The 15324-nt window shown below is 60.6% G+C and carries 17 protein-coding genes; 10 read left to right on the top strand and 7 right to left on the bottom strand.

Annotated features, from left to right (window positions below):
- Positions 1-66: 66 nt before the first annotated feature.
- Complete coding sequence (locus tag OP10G_RS11565) at positions 67-1194, top strand: phosphopentomutase (protein ID WP_025225728.1); 1128 nt, start codon at positions 67-69, stop codon at positions 1192-1194.
- 229 nt (positions 1195-1423) lie between these two features.
- Here the strand turns inward: OP10G_RS11565 and OP10G_RS11560 are convergent, their stop codons facing one another.
- The 3 genes from OP10G_RS11560 to OP10G_RS11550 are packed head-to-tail and all read right to left on the bottom strand — an operon-like array spanning position 1424 to position 5239.
- On the bottom strand, positions 1424-2326 hold the full coding sequence (locus OP10G_RS11560) for a carbohydrate ABC transporter permease (protein WP_025225729.1): 903 nt from the start codon (positions 2324-2326) through the stop codon (positions 1424-1426).
- Complete coding sequence (locus tag OP10G_RS24480; RefSeq protein WP_025225730.1) at positions 2323-4809, bottom strand: extracellular solute-binding protein; 2487 nt, start codon at positions 4807-4809, stop codon at positions 2323-2325. The genes OP10G_RS11560 and OP10G_RS24480 overlap by 4 nt, the downstream gene beginning before the upstream one ends.
- Positions 4810-4855: 46 nt before the next feature.
- Entirely contained in the window at positions 4856-5239 is a 384-nt protein-coding gene (locus OP10G_RS11550; RefSeq protein ID WP_025225731.1) for a hypothetical protein, read from the bottom strand.
- A 111-nt stretch (positions 5240-5350) separates the two neighbouring features.
- Between OP10G_RS11550 and OP10G_RS11545 the strand changes: the two genes are divergently transcribed.
- From OP10G_RS11545 to OP10G_RS27870, 6 genes are all read left to right on the top strand, one after another.
- Positions 5351-6424 carry a M42 family metallopeptidase gene (locus OP10G_RS11545; protein WP_025225732.1) on the top strand — a complete coding sequence of 358 codons (1074 nt, stop codon included), beginning with the start codon at positions 5351-5353 and terminating at the stop codon, positions 6422-6424.
- A gap of 126 nt (positions 6425-6550) precedes the next feature.
- Positions 6551-7642, top strand: coding sequence for an aminotransferase class I/II-fold pyridoxal phosphate-dependent enzyme (locus OP10G_RS11540; RefSeq protein ID WP_025225733.1), 1092 nt, complete (start codon positions 6551-6553; stop codon positions 7640-7642).
- Positions 7643-8029: 387 nt separating this feature from the next.
- Positions 8030-8488: a VOC family protein gene (locus OP10G_RS11535; RefSeq protein WP_025225734.1), complete on the top strand. Its 459-nt coding sequence runs from the start codon at positions 8030-8032 to the stop codon at positions 8486-8488.
- Positions 8485-9306, top strand: coding sequence for a sugar phosphate isomerase/epimerase family protein (locus OP10G_RS11530; RefSeq protein WP_025225735.1), 822 nt, complete (start codon positions 8485-8487; stop codon positions 9304-9306). Before OP10G_RS11535 ends, OP10G_RS11530 begins: the two co-directional genes overlap by 4 nt.
- Before the next feature lie 49 nt (positions 9307-9355).
- Complete coding sequence (locus tag OP10G_RS26825) at positions 9356-9529, top strand: hypothetical protein (RefSeq protein WP_158409201.1); 174 nt, start codon at positions 9356-9358, stop codon at positions 9527-9529.
- Positions 9493-9834 carry a type II toxin-antitoxin system RelE/ParE family toxin gene (locus tag OP10G_RS27870; RefSeq protein WP_025225736.1) on the top strand — a complete coding sequence of 114 codons (342 nt, stop codon included), beginning with the start codon at positions 9493-9495 and terminating at the stop codon, positions 9832-9834. Before OP10G_RS26825 ends, OP10G_RS27870 begins: the two co-directional genes overlap by 37 nt.
- A gap of 116 nt (positions 9835-9950) precedes the next feature.
- On the opposite strand, the gene OP10G_RS11515 is transcribed toward OP10G_RS27870, so the two are convergent.
- Positions 9951-10787 (bottom strand): SCO family protein, encoded by an 837-nt coding sequence (locus tag OP10G_RS11515; RefSeq protein ID WP_025225737.1) that lies wholly within the window; start codon positions 10785-10787, stop codon positions 9951-9953.
- Between the two features lie 8 nt (positions 10788-10795).
- The gene (locus OP10G_RS11510; RefSeq protein ID WP_158409200.1) at positions 10796-11854 is read right to left on the bottom strand and encodes a DUF2156 domain-containing protein; all 1059 of its coding nucleotides are present in this window, start codon (positions 11852-11854) and stop codon (positions 10796-10798) included.
- 111 nt (positions 11855-11965) lie between these two features.
- Between OP10G_RS11510 and OP10G_RS24475 the strand changes: the two genes are divergently transcribed.
- Entirely contained in the window at positions 11966-12358 is a 393-nt protein-coding gene (locus OP10G_RS24475) for a VanZ family protein (RefSeq protein ID WP_025225739.1), read from the top strand.
- A gap of 6 nt (positions 12359-12364) precedes the next feature.
- Here the strand turns inward: OP10G_RS24475 and OP10G_RS11500 are convergent, their stop codons facing one another.
- Positions 12365-12856: a nuclear transport factor 2 family protein gene (locus OP10G_RS11500; RefSeq protein ID WP_052547713.1), complete on the bottom strand. Its 492-nt coding sequence runs from the start codon at positions 12854-12856 to the stop codon at positions 12365-12367.
- A gap of 133 nt (positions 12857-12989) precedes the next feature.
- The gene (locus OP10G_RS11495; RefSeq protein ID WP_025225741.1) at positions 12990-14042 is read right to left on the bottom strand and encodes a TIGR03118 family protein; all 1053 of its coding nucleotides are present in this window, start codon (positions 14040-14042) and stop codon (positions 12990-12992) included.
- A 267-nt stretch (positions 14043-14309) separates the two neighbouring features.
- On the opposite strand from OP10G_RS11495, the gene OP10G_RS24470 reads away from it, so the two are divergent.
- Both OP10G_RS24470 and OP10G_RS11485 read left to right on the top strand, forming a co-directional pair.
- On the top strand, positions 14310-14960 hold the full coding sequence (locus OP10G_RS24470) for an RNA polymerase sigma factor (RefSeq protein WP_052547710.1): 651 nt from the start codon (positions 14310-14312) through the stop codon (positions 14958-14960).
- Positions 14957-15289, top strand: a complete 333-nt coding sequence (locus tag OP10G_RS11485; protein WP_025225743.1) for a hypothetical protein — start codon at positions 14957-14959, stop codon at positions 15287-15289. The genes OP10G_RS24470 and OP10G_RS11485 overlap by 4 nt, the downstream gene beginning before the upstream one ends.
- Positions 15290-15324: the final 35 nt, after the last annotated feature.

Here is a 15324-nt window from a genome sequence, read left to right as displayed (position 1 = left end):
GGACCTGGCTTCAACTGAAACATCGGCGAAACGCCGACGCTACAGGCGGCATGCCACGATGAAGACATGAAGCGAGCGATCGTTATCGTGCTGGATGGATGCGGAGCCGGGGAGGCGCCGGACGCGCCCGCGTTCGGGGATTACGACCATCCTTCGACGATCAAGCACGTATGGGAAGCGGTCGGCGGGTTCGATGCGCCAACGTTGGAGTCGATCGGGTTTCTTGATGCCGGGGGGATTCATCGGCTGGGGGCCGATGCTACGGGTAGATGGGGGCGGCTACGAGAGCTTTCGATGGGGAAAGACTCCGTCACCGGGCACTGGGAGATGATGGGAGTCGTCACCGAGCGCCCCTTCCCCACCTACCCAAACGGCTTTCCGGCCGACCTAATCGAGGAGTTTGAGGCGCGGATCGGCACCCGGATCCTCGGCAACAAGGCCGCCAGCGGCACCGCGATCATCGACGAGTTGGGGCCTGAGCACGTGAAGTCAGGGCAGCCGATCGTGTACACCAGCGCCGATTCCGTCTTCCAGATCGCCACTCACGAGGAAGTCGTCCCTATCGAGCGGCTGTACGAGATGTGTCGGATCGCACGAGAAATCTGCGTTCCGCCGAACGACGTTCAACGCGTCATCGCCCGCCCCTTTGTCGGGGAGGCTGGCAGTTTTAAGCGGACGGAGCGCCGGCAAGACTTCCCACTTCCCGCGCCGCCCAATCTCATCGATCAAATCGGGGGCGTCTTCGGCATCGGCGTTGTGCCCGAACTGTTCGGCGGCCGAGGCTTCCTGCCCGTCCACCGGACCCAGAGCAACGTCGAACACACACAAATGCTGTGGCAAGCACTCGAAAGCGATGCGCGGTTTATCTTCGCCAACTTCGAAGACTTCGACATGCTGTACGGCCATCGCAACGACCCGGTCGGATTCGCGAGGGCGTTAGAGGCATTCGATCCGGTGCTTCGCGACCTCATGGCTCGGCTGACGCCGGACGACCTGCTCATCATTACCGCCGATCACGGCAACGACCCCACCTCGCCATCGACCGACCACTCCCGCGAGTACGTGCCGGTCTGTGTTATAGGAGCCGGCTCAGGACCGCTGGGGGACGTGGAGGGAATGACGGCGATCGGCGCCACCGTCGCCAGGCATTTGGGCGTCGATTGGTCGGTGGGAATGCCGCTCTCAAGCCCGTAGCCAAAGCAAGTGCAATGTGAGCCGCGGTGCGTTGTCTTTGACAACGCGGGCAGAGCTGGAGCTCTGCGGTCCGTAAGGGTGGCGATGGCCGGGCGAAAAAATAGGGCTCGCGGCTGCCAAGGGGAGAGCAAACGCAACGTTGAGCCTTACGAGTATTGAACTCTAATTCAACTGCTTTCGCCAATGGGTTTCGTTGCGAACCTAACCGCAACGATTGGCGAACGATTTCCTACTTGCCACCCGTCATCGCGATCCCACGGATGATCCATTTCTGACCAAGAAGGAAGATCACGAGCAACGGAATCACGACGATGACCGAACCGGCCATCAGCAGATGCCACTGCTCCGCCTGCAGAGATTGGTAGGTTCGGAGACCGAGTTCGAGAGTCTGTCGATCGGGGCTGTTCAGGTACAGCAGCGGCCCCATAAAGTCCTTCCAGTTGAAGATGAACGAGAAGATGCCCACCGTCGCCAGCACCGCGCCCGAGTTCGGCATGATGACCTGCCAGAAAATCGTCGCGTGACTAGCGCCGTCGATCAGGGCCGCCTCGTCGAGTTCGCGGGGGATTCCCATGAAGAACTGGCGAATCAGGAAGATGTTGAAAGCGCCGCCCCCGAAGAACGCAGGGACCACCAGCGGCTTGATCGTGTCGACCCAGTACAGGTGAGTGAACAACACGTAGGTCGGAATCATGGTGACCACGCCGGGAAGCATCATCGTGCTGAGCAGAAGAATGAACAGCCGATCGCGGCCTCGGAACCTCAGCCTCGCGAACGGGTAGGCGACCAGGCTAGAAGAGAACAACACTCCCAAGGTCCCCAGGGAGGCAATCACCAACGTGTTCTTGAAGAAAAGAAAGAACGGGGCGTTTGGGTTGGTAAGAACCTTCTGGAAGTTCTCGAACGTGATCTGTTGGGGCCAAGCCCACGAGGAAGTGTGAGCAAGTTCCGACGAGGACTTGAGCGACATCGCCAGCATCAAGTAGAGCGGAATCAAGAAGATGATCGATCCCACCAACAGGAGAAGCCAAAGCAAAGCCCGCGCCGCCGCATTCGCTTTCTCAGCTCGGTTGGTCGCGGTTCGGTAACGCTCCGCCTCGGGGGACAGCAGTTCCACTGGCACCGTGCTCATTTAGCTTCCGCCTCGTAGTAAACCCATCGTTTGCTTGCCTGCATTTGGAGAAGAGTGATGATAAGGATGATGAGGAACAGCACCCACGCGAGCGCGGCCGCGTAGCCCATGCGCAAGGTCTGGAAAGCATTGCTGTACAACGCGATCATGTAGACCCAAAGCGAGTTATTCGGCCCGCCCCCTTGGCCGTTCGTGATGACGAAGACTTGCGTGAAGACCTGGAACGACCCGATGAAGCCCGTAATCATCGTGAAGAAGATCGAAGGGGTGATCATCGGCAAAGTGATCGACCTGAACCGGCGCCAGGCGCTCGCTCCGTCGACCGTCGCGGCTTCGTAGTAATACTGCGGCACCCCTTGCAGCCCGGCAAGCAAGATCAGCATCGTTCCGCCGACTCCAACCAGGGATAAGAGGATAACCGCGGGCATCGTCGTGTGTTCGTTACCCAGCCAGTTCACATGCTCGCCCGGCTTTGTGCCGGACCATTGGTTGAGCAGGCTGCCCAGATGGAGCGTCTTCTCGAAGATCGGGTTGTACAGGATCGTGTTTAGCAGCCCTTCGTCGGGCGACATGATCTTACGCGTTACTAGCGTCATGGCAACGGTGCTCGCGATCGTCGGGATATAGAACATCGCTCGGAAGAGCGGGATGCCGCGCACCTTTTGGTTTAGGAGCATTGCCAGCATAAGGGCGATGAGGATTCCCAACGGAGTAGAAACCAGCGTGTAATACGCCGTGACTTTCAGGGAGATCCAGAAGCGAGGATCCTCCGTCATGGCCTCCGTGTAGTTATGCACTCCTCGCCATTGAGCAGGGCGGATCATGTCCCAGTTCAGGAAGCTCATGATCAGCGAAAGGATCATCGGGCCGAGCGTAAAGAGGCAGAGGCCGATGAGCCATGGGCTGAGGAACCGATAGGCCGCCGCGTTCTCTTTCTTCTGGCGGCGCGTGTACCGCAGCTTTCGCTCCGGCCAATACACCGCGAATAAGACCACCGCGATGATGAGTACGCCGAGCGCCACGCCATAGCCCCAATTGAAAAGCGGGAGCGTCTCCTCTTTCAAGAGCGCATCCAGCCGCTGCTGCGACTCTATCGCACCGGTTCCCAGCGCCTCTTCAGGCTTCATCAAGCCGTTGTAGACCGAATCTTGGCGCGAGCCCATGATCGCCGAAATCTCTGGCCAGATCTCGGCGGTCGGGCCAAAATTCACGTACTGAACTTCGGTGTCGGTGATGATCCGGTTATGGGGCCACTGCTGCTCTTTGGGAGTGTTCGGACCGGGAATCCAGCAATCGGAGAGCGCGACTTCCCGGATCGCCGGCTGGGCGATGCCGGCTTGCGCCATCGCGCGCATCCCTACGGGACCGGCCATGTAACGACAGAGCCTCCACGACTCCTCCGGGTGCGGAGTGCTGGAAAAGATGCAGTAGCCCGAGCCGCCGGTGGCGTACCCACGGTGGCCGTTGGCGTACGCCGGGAACATGGCGATGTCCCAATCGAAGAACTCCTTGGAGTCCGGCTTCATGTCCCGGCGGACGTTCGGCACTTCCCAGATACCGTTCTGGAACATTGCGACCTTTCCTTTAACGAACAGGGACGTCGTGTTCTGTTGGAGGACATTGGAGACATCGACGCTGCTGGGGGACCACTTTTTCTCCAGCGTCAAATCTTGAAGAAGGGTGTAAACCTTCTTCATTTCCGGCGACCCGTACAACACTTTGGTCGGGTGCTGGTTATCGTTCGCCGGCTGAAGCCCGTACGAGTACATCAGCGTGTCGGCGAAAAGCCCTGGCCACCCGGAGACGTATCCATAGCGGGTCGGCTTTCCATCGGAGCCGACCTTGGTGAGCTTGTGCATCACCCAAAGAAAATCTTTCTCTTTGAGCTCCGGGCGCTCCTTGAAATCCCAGGTCCAAGTGCCGTCCGGGAGCGGAATCCCCGCTTCTTTGAACGCTTCCTTGTTGTAGTAGACCAACCCGGACGGGGCGATATCGCGCGGAAGGACGTACAGATTCCCGTTGAGGGAGTGAGCGTCGACGATCGGCTTGTAGTACTTGCCGATGTCGAAGCCGGGCGTCCGCTTCATAAAGTCGTTCAGGTTGAGAAGCGCGCCGCGATTGGCGAGGGCGGTGAAGTGCCCCGGGTCCATCATCGCCACATCGGGCGCGGTGTTGCCCGCGTACTGGGTCAACATCTTTTGATGGTAGGTGGTGTAATCCGGATTGCTTTCGAGCTTGACCTCGATGTCCGGATTCTCCTTCATGAACTGCTCGACGACCCGGTGAAGGACCTTGAGCGACTCGTCACCGTCCCAGACGGTGAAGCGCAGAGAAACTTTAGGTGCGGCAAGTGCCGACATTGCCGCCCCGACCCCGAGTATTACGAGGGCGAGGCGAACAGCGACCTTGCTGATCGACGGGTATATCAACAGCGACTCCAGCCCCGCGAAGCGTCCGAACGGGGTTCCGATAGGATACGACATTCTTTCGGCTTCCGGATCATCGGCGAGGGCGCCGACGCTACGGGAACTACCACTGCCGCCGAAACTCGGTAACGATGATGGCGTTCTCGTCCGGCGTGACGAGGGCTTCGCCCTCGATCGCCAGTTCAAAGGGGGCGAAGACGAACCCGAGGGTGAAAGTGCGCCCCATTTCCTCGGTCCGAGATTTCATTTTCTCAAGCGACTCGCCGCCAAACGTGGTTGGCTTAAACACCACGCGCTCCCCCTCGACTTCCCAAGTACCCTCTGTGACCTGCCTCTTAAAGGTGCCGTCTCCGCGAAGGGCCAAATCGACGTCCGGCTTCGCCTTCTGAAGCTCCTTGCGCTCCTTCGGGCTCAACTCGTCCTCGCGACCCTCCCTGACCTTCTTCAGGCCGAGATAGTTTCCACTGAGGGCACGCGACGAAAGCATGGGGTGATAAGTAAAAGATGGCGCAAGGTCTCTTGGAGATTCGGACGACCCAAGATCTTGGCACGTTTGCCGCAACGTACCGAAGGACCCTCTAGTGCTATCCTCACCCTTATGCGTCCGGAGTCGCTTGAGTTCTTCAAGGCCATAGTTAACGTCCCCAGCCCGTCCGGCTACGAAGAACGGGCGGCGGAGATCTACCGCAACTACACCCGTCCCTTCGCCGACGACGTCCGAACCGACGTTCACGGAAACGTAGCGGCAATCCTAAACCCCCAGGCAGAGATGCGAATCATGCTCGCAGGGCACATGGACGAGATCGGCTTTATCGTCCATTACATCAGCGACGAGGGGCTGCTCTACTTCTCCGGGATCGGCGGCCACGATAGCGTTATTCCGATCGGCCAGCGCGTGTGGGTGCATGGCAAGGAAAAGATCCCCGGCATCATCGGCCGTAAGGCGATCCATCTTCTGAAGGACGATGAACGAAAGCGGAAACCGGACCTGGAAGATCTCTGGATCGACATCGGGGCGACTTCGCGAGCGCAAGTGGAAGAAGTGATGGAGATCGGCGACGTCGTCACCTTCCAATACGAGTTTGAGATGCTCATGAACGACCGCGCGACCGCCCGTGGGTTCGACAATAAGATGGGTTCGTTCATCGTCGCCGAGGCGCTGAGGCTTCTAAAGGAGGACGGCGGCCTCGATCCCGGCGTCGGCGTCTACGCCACCGCGACCGTCCAAGAAGAGATCGGCCTCCGCGGCGCTCGTACCAGCGCCTATTGGATCAACGCGCAAAGCGGACTCGCCGTAGACGTGAACCATGCGATCGACTATCCGAGCGTGAGCAAGACGAAGCATGGCGCTCTCGACGTCGGTAAGGGACCGAGCGTGATGCGCGGGGCGAACGCCAACCCGAACGTCGTGAAGATGATCCGCGCGGGCGCGGCGGCAGAAGAGATCCCCTACCAGATCGACGTGGCCCCCGGCGGCACCGGAACCGACGGCAACGCGATGCAGCTCAACCGCGCCGGTATGGCCGTCGGCATCGTCGGCGTCGCCCTCCGCTATATGCACACTCCGTGCGAGCTGCTGTCGCTAACCGACGTCGAAAACTGCGCCCGCCTCATGGCCGCCTACTGCCGCCAAGTCAAGCCCGAGACAGATTTCACCCCTCGCCTACCTTAAGCCGGATCCCTACGACGAAGTCGTGTAGCCGCAGGTTGGCTCGTACCTGCGCCTGGTGTACCGAAGGTACACCAGGTTCATCGGCGAGGGCGCCGACGCTACGTGCCACGACGGTAATCTCGCGCCATGCCGATTCCCTCCGCGCTCGTTGCCTCCCTTCCCTCTACCGCTCCCTTCCTCGGACCGGAAACGCTGGAGAGGCAGCTTGGCCGAAAATTCACTTTGCGGTTGGGAGCGAACGAGAGCCCATTCGGGCCGTCGCCGCGCGCGATCGAGGCGATGGTCGCTCAGGCGGCGCAGGGGCAGAATTACTCCCAGCCCGACGGTTGGGATCTCCGGGCGGCGATCGCCGCTCACCATGGCGTTCGCGTTGAAGAGGTCATGGTCGGCACCGGCATCGACGACCTGCTGGCCCTGCTTTGCCGGGCTTACTGCGATCCGGGCGACTTCGTCGTCACCACCTTGGGCAGCTATCCCACGTTAGAGTACGGCGCGCTGGGCGCAGGGGCTCAGATCGCGAGGGTTTCTTATCGAAACGACGCCGTGGATCTGGCGGCTTTGCTGGCGGAGGTTCTGCGAACCGACGCTCGCATCGTGTACGTGGCGAATCCCGACAATCCCTCCGGTTCCTTGCTCACCTCAAAGGAGCTAAGCGATTTTCGAGCACAGCTCCCGGAACGAACACTGTTGCTCATGGACGAGGCGTATGCCGACTTCACCAACGATCTGCCGCCGATCGATACATCGGACGCGAGTGTCGTCCGGGTTCGCACCTTTTCCAAAGGGTACGGGATGGCGGGCTTGCGAGTCGGCTACGCGGTCGGCCATGTGGAGATGGTGGGACTCATCGACCGGATTCGGATGCACTTCGGCGTCAATTCCGTGGCCGCCGCGGGAGCGATCGCCTCGCTCGAAGATCCGGAGTTTCTCCGATTCGTCGTCCAGCAAGCCGATTTAGGGCGTGTAAAGATGGAAGCACTAGCCGAGTCGCTCGGACTTCGAGCCTTGCCTTCCCACACCAACTTCGTGCTCGTGGATTTCGGCACGAAGGATCGCGCCGTCTCGGCGATGAAGGCGCTGCTCGAAGCCGGAATCTTCGTCCGAAAACCCGGCCAGCCCCCGCTGGATCGAGGAGTTCGGATCACCATTCCCCGTCTCGAGGATTTCGACCTCTTCGCGGAGAAATTGACTACCGTCTGCCAAAGCTTGCAAGCCTGACTTTGCCGGCGGCAATGTGGCACTGGCTTCCAGCCTAATGCCATCAGTTTTTCGAACGAACCTTCCGTCCGGAGTTAACACAAAGGCGCCAAGCACAAAGACACAAAGATCCAGTCGGCGTTTGCCCCATCCGCACGTCCCATTGCCAAGAACTCCGTGCCTTCGTGTCTCTGTGCCTCTGTGTTTGTATTCTCCGAGAGTTCGCCTGGGCAAAAACTGGATGGCATTAGGCTTCCAGCCAGTGGGTCCCATGTCCTTCCAGGACATGGCGAACGTACGTTCGCTTGCTCCCTCACCCCAACCCCTCTCCCTCGTCGGCACATGCATCCGAAGGAGGGAGAGGGGCTCCGGACTACGAGCGTTCCCATTTCTACTAAACTCACCACCATGAGTCTCGGAAATAAGAAGCTCGCGCAGGTGGCGATCGTGGTGAAGGACATGGAGCTGGCGGTGCAGCGATGGGCCGCCGTTCTTGGAGTCGACCCACCGAATATCATCGTCACCGATCCGGGAAGCGAGGTGAATGGCACGTACCGCGGTAAGCCGACCAACGACCGCGCGAAGCTCGCCTTCTTCGACATCGGCTGCGTTCAGCTCGAGCTCATCGAGCCGATCGGAAAGGATAGCGCCTGGTACGAGGGTTACGACAAGCGAGGAGAGAGTCTGCACCACATCGCCTTTTGGACCGACGACATGCGGCAATCCAAAACGTTCCTCGACGAACACGGCGTGACCATGATTCAGCGCGGCGACATGGGAGATGGGCAGTACGCCTATTTCGACGGGCAGGAGCAAATCGGGACGATGATCGAGCTTCTCGAACAGAAACGGACGCCGCTCGCATGAGGTTCGGCGGGCCGGTTTTTGGTTGGACGGACCCGCACAGTTGGGTAGCGGCGCATCGCGATGCGGGCTACAGCGCAGCCTACTTTCCCGGGGACGTGCCCAATCCGGCGGAGTTCGCCGCCGCCGCGCGCGAGGCAGACCTGCTCATTGCCGAGGTCGGGATTTGGAACAACCCTCTTTCTCCAGATCCCCAACGCCGAAAAGAAGCGGTGGAGAAATGCAAGGAGCGCCTGGTGCTGGCCGACCTCGTCGGCGCCCGATGCTGCGTGAACATCGCGGGAAGCCTCGGCGAACGGTGGGATGGCCCCGACCCGAGAGACGTAACCCCCGAAGCGTTCCACGCCATCGTGGAGACGGTCCGCAACGTAATCGATGCGGTCAAGCCAACGCGCGCGAAGTACTCCATCGAGACGATGCCGTACATGGTCCCGGACGGCTGGGAGAGCTCGCTCGACCTCGTCAAAGCCATCGACCGTCCGGCTTTCGGAATTCACTTTGATCCCGTAAACATCGTGAATTCACCGCGGCGGTTTTTCGATACCGGTGGGCTTGTCCGCGAGTTTGTAGACAAGGTTGGCCCCCACATCACGGCGGTCCACCTCAAAGACATCGTGCTCGAGCCCCGCCTGACCGTGCACCTTCAAGAAGTGCGCCCCGGGCTCGGCCGGTTCGACATCGCCGCCTGTTTACGCGCGATTCACGACGGGCTCGACGCGGACATGCCGGTGCTCATCGAACATCTGCCCTCCGAGGAAGAATACAAAGAAGCCGCCGCTCATGTGCGAATGGTCGCGGAGCAGGCGGGCGTACCCCTATAAGGTAACTTTGAACCTGAAATGGCGTAAGATTGAAGTAGAGAGCCGAGCCATGATCGAAAAAGTTAAGGAGCCGGTGACGCTTACGCCCGAGGAGTTGGCCGCGATCGACGTCGTGGCTCCTTATGAGCCTGGCAAGGGCATGAGTGCAGAAGAAGCCCACCGGCAGGCCAGGAAGCGAACCGAGGCATGGATGCAAGCAGCGGCCCCCACCCCCAAGGCTTAGTCCTCTACAGTGAGGAGGCCGCCCTTGACCTCGCGGAGATCCATACCCACACGACCCGCCATTGGGGTTGGGATCAGGCCGAACGCTATACCGATCTGCTAAAAGAAGAAGCGCAGCGGGCCGCCGAACTCCGCGGATACGGCAATCCGATCGACCAACGACCAGGGAGGTTTTTGGTTGTCGTCAAGTGGCCTGGCGCAACGTATGCCCATCGGATCATTTATCAGAGAATCCCCGAGGGCGTTTACGTATTGCGCATCCTTCACAGCGCAAGAGACTTGCCCAAACACCTAGGCGGCGGATGACCACGACGGAGCTCTGAAACGCACCTTACCGCCGGCACTACGTTCCCCTTTCCAGAGCACCAACTTCTGCGAGACCCTTTCCACCTGGCGTCCGGAGGTGTCGTACCACACGGCGGTTAGGCTGGCTTTCGTTTTCGGAACCGGGCCTTGCCGGACAGCACGAAGATCGATAGTCCAAGCGTCAGCACGGTCGCGGCGCCGGCGACTTTGATGACGTTCTGAACAACCAGGCTTCGTTTGCCGGTGAGCGGGTCGAGGTGGATACAGCCGAAGAAGATCTCCTGTGCCTTGGCGCCCACCTTCGAATGGCCGGCGATGGCGAAGTTTCGCTCGAACTGCTCGGGCGTATAAACCGCCCCGTAAATGTAGCTCGACACGACACCTTGCGGAGTCACGAACATGACTCCGGATGGGTGGTCGATGGCGTCTTTCGCTTCGTTGTAGGTGTACTTGAAGCCGAGAGTGTCGGTGACCTTGTGGATGTTTGCCCAGTCGCCCACCAGGAACCTCCAGCCGCCTTCGGTCCCGGGCAAGGCGACCTCGTCGATGGTCGACGCGTACTTCCCTTGTGCCAAGTCCGGCGTCTCTTTGGGATGGATGCTTAGGACGATGACGTTGAAGTCGCGCCCGAGGCGGCTCTGCTTCAGCCCCTTGATCGCCGCGATCGCGCCCTGCAGTTCGAGGCCGCAGATCCCCTTGCACTTGTAAAAGATCGGGAGGACAAGCGCCGGCTTGCCGGCCAGCAGATCGCCGAAGGCCACCGTCTTACCGGTTCGATCGAGGAACGAGGCATCCAGCGGCACCTGAGCGCCCAGCGATTGGTCGATACGCACTTTGGAGTGATCGATGGTTCGGGAAATCGTGCCGGCGTTAACCGCGATTTGGGAGTCGGTTTGGGCGGCGGCCAAGGCGGGAAGCAACCCGAGGAGAGCGAGGAGAACGCGAGGTCTCACAGCCCATTTTACTCGGCGGCGGCCAACGATCTCCGGAGCCAGCGAAACTCTTGACGAACCGCCTTGGCCAACCCCTTGGCAACGGCTAGCGCGGGTGGACCGTCGGTGAACGCCGCCGCAATGGCGTAGAGGGTGCGGAAGGAGAATCGAGACTCCTTGGAGATTGCGTAGATCGGCTCCCATTCTTCGGGATGGAATTTCGACTTGAATTCGTCCAAACCGTCGAAGTGATAGAACCTGCGCCCGTGGGCGCGAACCCATGCTAGTAGCGCCCGCAACCAAGCTGGATTGCCGTGGCTGGCGCCGACGCCGTGATTGGAGAGCGGGACGATCCCCATGGTGACGTACTCGTCACCGTCCGCCGCGACCGCCCGGATAGCGGTGTCGAGCGTGAGCTCGACGGTTCCGTTAGGAGCGCCGCGTCCTCGCACGAACTGCTCGGTCAGCCAACCCCTTCGTTCTGGAACGGGCGAAAGGACGACGAAGCCGACGGGGCGGCCTTCCTTCTCCGCCACAAAGACGCGTCGCCCCTCTAAGCCGCCGAGGGTTTCCGGTTCGACCAAGAAGTGGAGGGGGGGCAACCCCCTTGTCTCCAGCCACTCGTGCAAGCACCGCCAAAGCTCTGGATGGTTGGTAGCCTTCTCGGTGGGCCATTCGACGACGACGACTCCTTTGTTGGCGGCTCGGTTTCGTTGGGCTCTCAACGTGGGATCGGCATCGAAGCGCCGACACCATTCCTCGGGGCGCCATATCGGCTGCGCACCTAAGACGACGGTGCTATATTCCGGGCGCCCGCCAAGCAGCTCTCGAATCCGCCCCTCCGCGCCGAAGTAACAGACGCACCCCGCTCGGCACCGTTCGAACTCTTCAACGACGTTGGGAAGACGGTCGATCGAGCAAACCGGCGCTCCAGCGACCACGCGAACTCCGATGCGCCTGACGAACCCGACCACGGAATCGCCCGCGGCTGAAAACCAGCGATCGATGCCTGGATTCACGATCTGGTAACAGGTGCTGTTCCAGCCAAACCGCTGCACCAGCCGCCGTGCTCGTTCCGCGCTGCTCACCACTTATTAGTCTGACGCCTGGGAAGAAGGATCCAAGCTTCCTCCTTCACCGGCCTCATCCCTGGGGCTGCCCGAACTCAAACGTTACGAGAAAGGTCCACACCCTTTGCGATGCGAAGCTTGGTTCCCTTTCTCTGGTATGCGATGATCTTCGCGAGTTCGTGCAAGTCGGTGAACGGCGAGATGATCGACAAGGAGATCCGCCGGCGAGCGCCCGGTAAGCGGGGAGAGCGGTTGGCGGCGATCTGGGGTAAGGCGTGGTGGCTGCCCGTAAAGGGATGGCACGCCACGGAGTTCGCCGTTCTGTACGCCCTGCTGCGCTACTCGGGGAGGAATCGCGAAGCCGCTCTCCTGCTCGTCACCCTCGGCGCGGCTTTGGACGAGTTCCACCAGACATTCGTCGAAGGGAGAACTGGAACCGCGCGCGACGTCCTCATCGACGTCGGAGGCGCACTCGCAGCCGTGGGTGTCGAGAGCATGCTCGAGTCAAGGCAACGCGGCTAAACGGGGCTACCGAGAAATGCGGGGGAGTTCCGCTCCGTCCCAATGCTCGTCGGCTTTGCCATCTCGAATCCGCCACATATCGAACCAGGTAGTCGTGTAGCTCCCAGCTCCCGACGGTCGAGGCAATTCGCGAACCGTAGCGACGACGACGAGATCGTCTTCCGCAACAACCGACACCACCTTGGTCTTCCACTCGCCAGGCTTAGGAATCGGCCGCTCCGGCCGCCCGGAGAAAAACGCCATGACTGGCGCCAGCCCCGATGCCACCATCGGATTGTGTTGCAGGTATCGATTCGAGAGGTATTTGGGCGCATCGCTCCAGTGCCCTGCCTCCAATAGGTCGCGAACGATGTGAAGCACCACCTGCTTGTTCGCGTTGAGCCGCCGGTCGCGGCTCGTGAAGAGGCGCTCCGGATTCGCCGCCCCAACGACCGGCTCCTGAACGTGCCTTGGTGAAGCCGCGAGAAGAGAGAAAAGGAGCGGTGCGACGTAGAGCATCTCTTTCAGTTTAGCCACCGCTCGTTCTGTACCCAAGCATTTCAGTAGCTGTAATGGAAACCAGTTGAAGCTACGCTTGTCATCAACGGTGGCGCGGGGTACCCGCGCCACCGATACCTGTCCCGGCGAGCGATTACGGAGCCGGGGCAAGGAAGCCGAACAAGCCGTGCTTCTCGCCGCCGATTCCGGCAGTGAAGTAAAGGTTGTCCGCCAAGCCACCGGCGATCCCGTTTCCGAAGGTCAGCGCCCAGAGGCCGTCGAGGACGATCGGCCGACCGTTGGCATCGCCAACCACCCCCAGGGTGGCGCCGCTGTCGATGTCGAACGCATTGATGCGTCCATCGCCGAAATTACCGACCAGCAAGGCGTTATGGAAACCACCGAAGCCGTCCGGGGCCTTGGCCAAGCCCCAAGGAGAGTCGAGTGCAGCGCCCGTCACGAGCCGCTTAAGCAACGTGCCGTCCGTTGCGAAAACGTCGACGAACCCGTTGCCGCGTCCGGCGTGGAGCTTCGCGTACGTCACGAACAGATGGCCGTCGATGTTCCGGATCCCAAACGGCGTGAAGCCGCGCGGTATTCCGGGATCGGTAAACGACCGCACAAAGCCGAAGTTGGCGTCGAACACGTCGACAGTTCCGCCGACGAAGTTGGTGGCATAAAGGAAGTTGTTGCCTCCGACGTTGCCGAGAGCGAGACCGGTGTAGCCGGCCCCGTTCCCGGACCGGTCTGCCACCACCACCGACTGGTTCCCGCCGCTCCAGGCGGAGATCACGCCGTCGAGAGTGGAAAAGATGAAGATCGACCGGGCTCCTCCCGGAATGACGAACGATGGGGTCGAATTGAAGATCTCGCCGGTAGCGGGCGAATTCGGGTTGTTCCGAGGACCCGAGACGTTGACGACGAGCCCCTGCTTGGCGCCGGCCGTGTTGTAGATCGTCGCCTTTCCGCTGGCGTTGTCGGTCACCCAGAACGGGCCGTTGGCAGAAGAGGCGATCGACCACGGGTTGAGGAGGTCGGCGTCTTGCACCGCCGCCCCCGGCTGGTCGGAAATTAGGTTGGTCTGCGCAAACTTATGCACCTCGGCCGGGGGAACCGGCGAACCGCTCGAGCTGCCCGAACCTCCGCAGCCGGCAATGGCGGCGGAGAGGGCGAGAGAAATGACGAAGCCTTTGTAACTGATTTTCATGGGAAGGTCGTTCCTGTTTTTCGGACCTGGGAAGGGGGCTCTCCTTTCAAAAGGGCTCCGTTCCATTGCAATGAATCGCCGGCGGCACCTCGGGGCATCCTTGCCCGCTGGCGTCGGCGGCGCGAGTCTGAGCTCGGAGCGACCGAGTGGTATTGAAACGGCGTCCGAGCATCACAGCGCGGGTAGTCGCCTGGCTTTCAAGAAAAGTTGGATGTCGCGACAAAAGGCCCAACTTCTTTCGCTTCGAGCGCGACGAACGTTAGGAACATGAATACTGCAGCCCTGTTTAGCGGCGTTGTTATTTCAAGAAAGAGGGTTTTCGCCTTTTTGGCGATGTTGGTTCCGGCGGCGCTCTCCCAGGGAGGGCGTAAAACTTCCCTTTTCGGCGGGACAAAAGGGCGAGATCGGGAAGCGTTCGGCTTGGTCGTAGACGAAAACTCGAGCTACCTCCGCCGCTTCATCGCCCGTAGGGTTCAGGAACGGGATCGTGAAGACGTTCTCCAGGAGACCTGGATGAGAGCCTGGCAAGGTTTCTCAACCTTCGACGGGAACAGTAGCGTTCGAACGTGGCTCTACTCGGTTTGCTACCACACCGTCCAGGACCACTGGCGTCGTGAACGGGGCCGTCCGGTTTGCGGTGACATTTTTCAGGCCGAGGACGGCACCCCCTACTTCCCTTCCGAGTTCGCGAGCGTGGAGCTCCGCGAGGCGATGCGCGGCTACTGGAATTCCTGCACGCCCGAGCAGCGCGAGTTACTGAGCCTCTACTATTCCGAGGGGTTCGGCCTTCCGGAGATCAGCCGGATTCTGAATCGAAACCTCAACACGGTCAAATACCAGTTCTACCGAGCCCACGAGGAAGCTCGAGAGAAACTGCTCAGCTCAGCTCCCGCGGAATCTTGGGAGGTGCGACGATGAAGCGCAACCAGCTCAGTCTTTTGTGTGCGGTCGGAGCCGCCAACCCGTTTCTCCGACTCTTTCTCTTCTCGGCGAAATCCCGAAAGCGACACGCCGACTACCAACGGGTCGGACTGCTCATGGCCGCCGCCCTCGGAGGCGAAGACGATTCGATCGCCATTCGCCTGCGACAGCATCAGAGGTTGAGATGGACGAAGGGCGCAATGTTCGTCCTCTTGGGAATCGTGGTATTCCTCCTGCTGGGTTGGGGGGTGTGCAAACTGCCGGCCACCATTGACCAAATCCGAAATGGGACTCAGTCTTGCGCGCTTCAATTTGGAGGAATGTGAGTAGCGGAACCTCATTCCGGCGAACGTCGTCTAAG

The sequence above is a fragment of the Fimbriimonas ginsengisoli Gsoil 348 genome, assembly GCF_000724625.1.
Lineage (GTDB): Bacteria > Armatimonadota > Fimbriimonadia > Fimbriimonadales > Fimbriimonadaceae > Fimbriimonas > Fimbriimonas ginsengisoli.
This window is presented reverse-complemented; position numbering and strand designations above follow the sequence as displayed.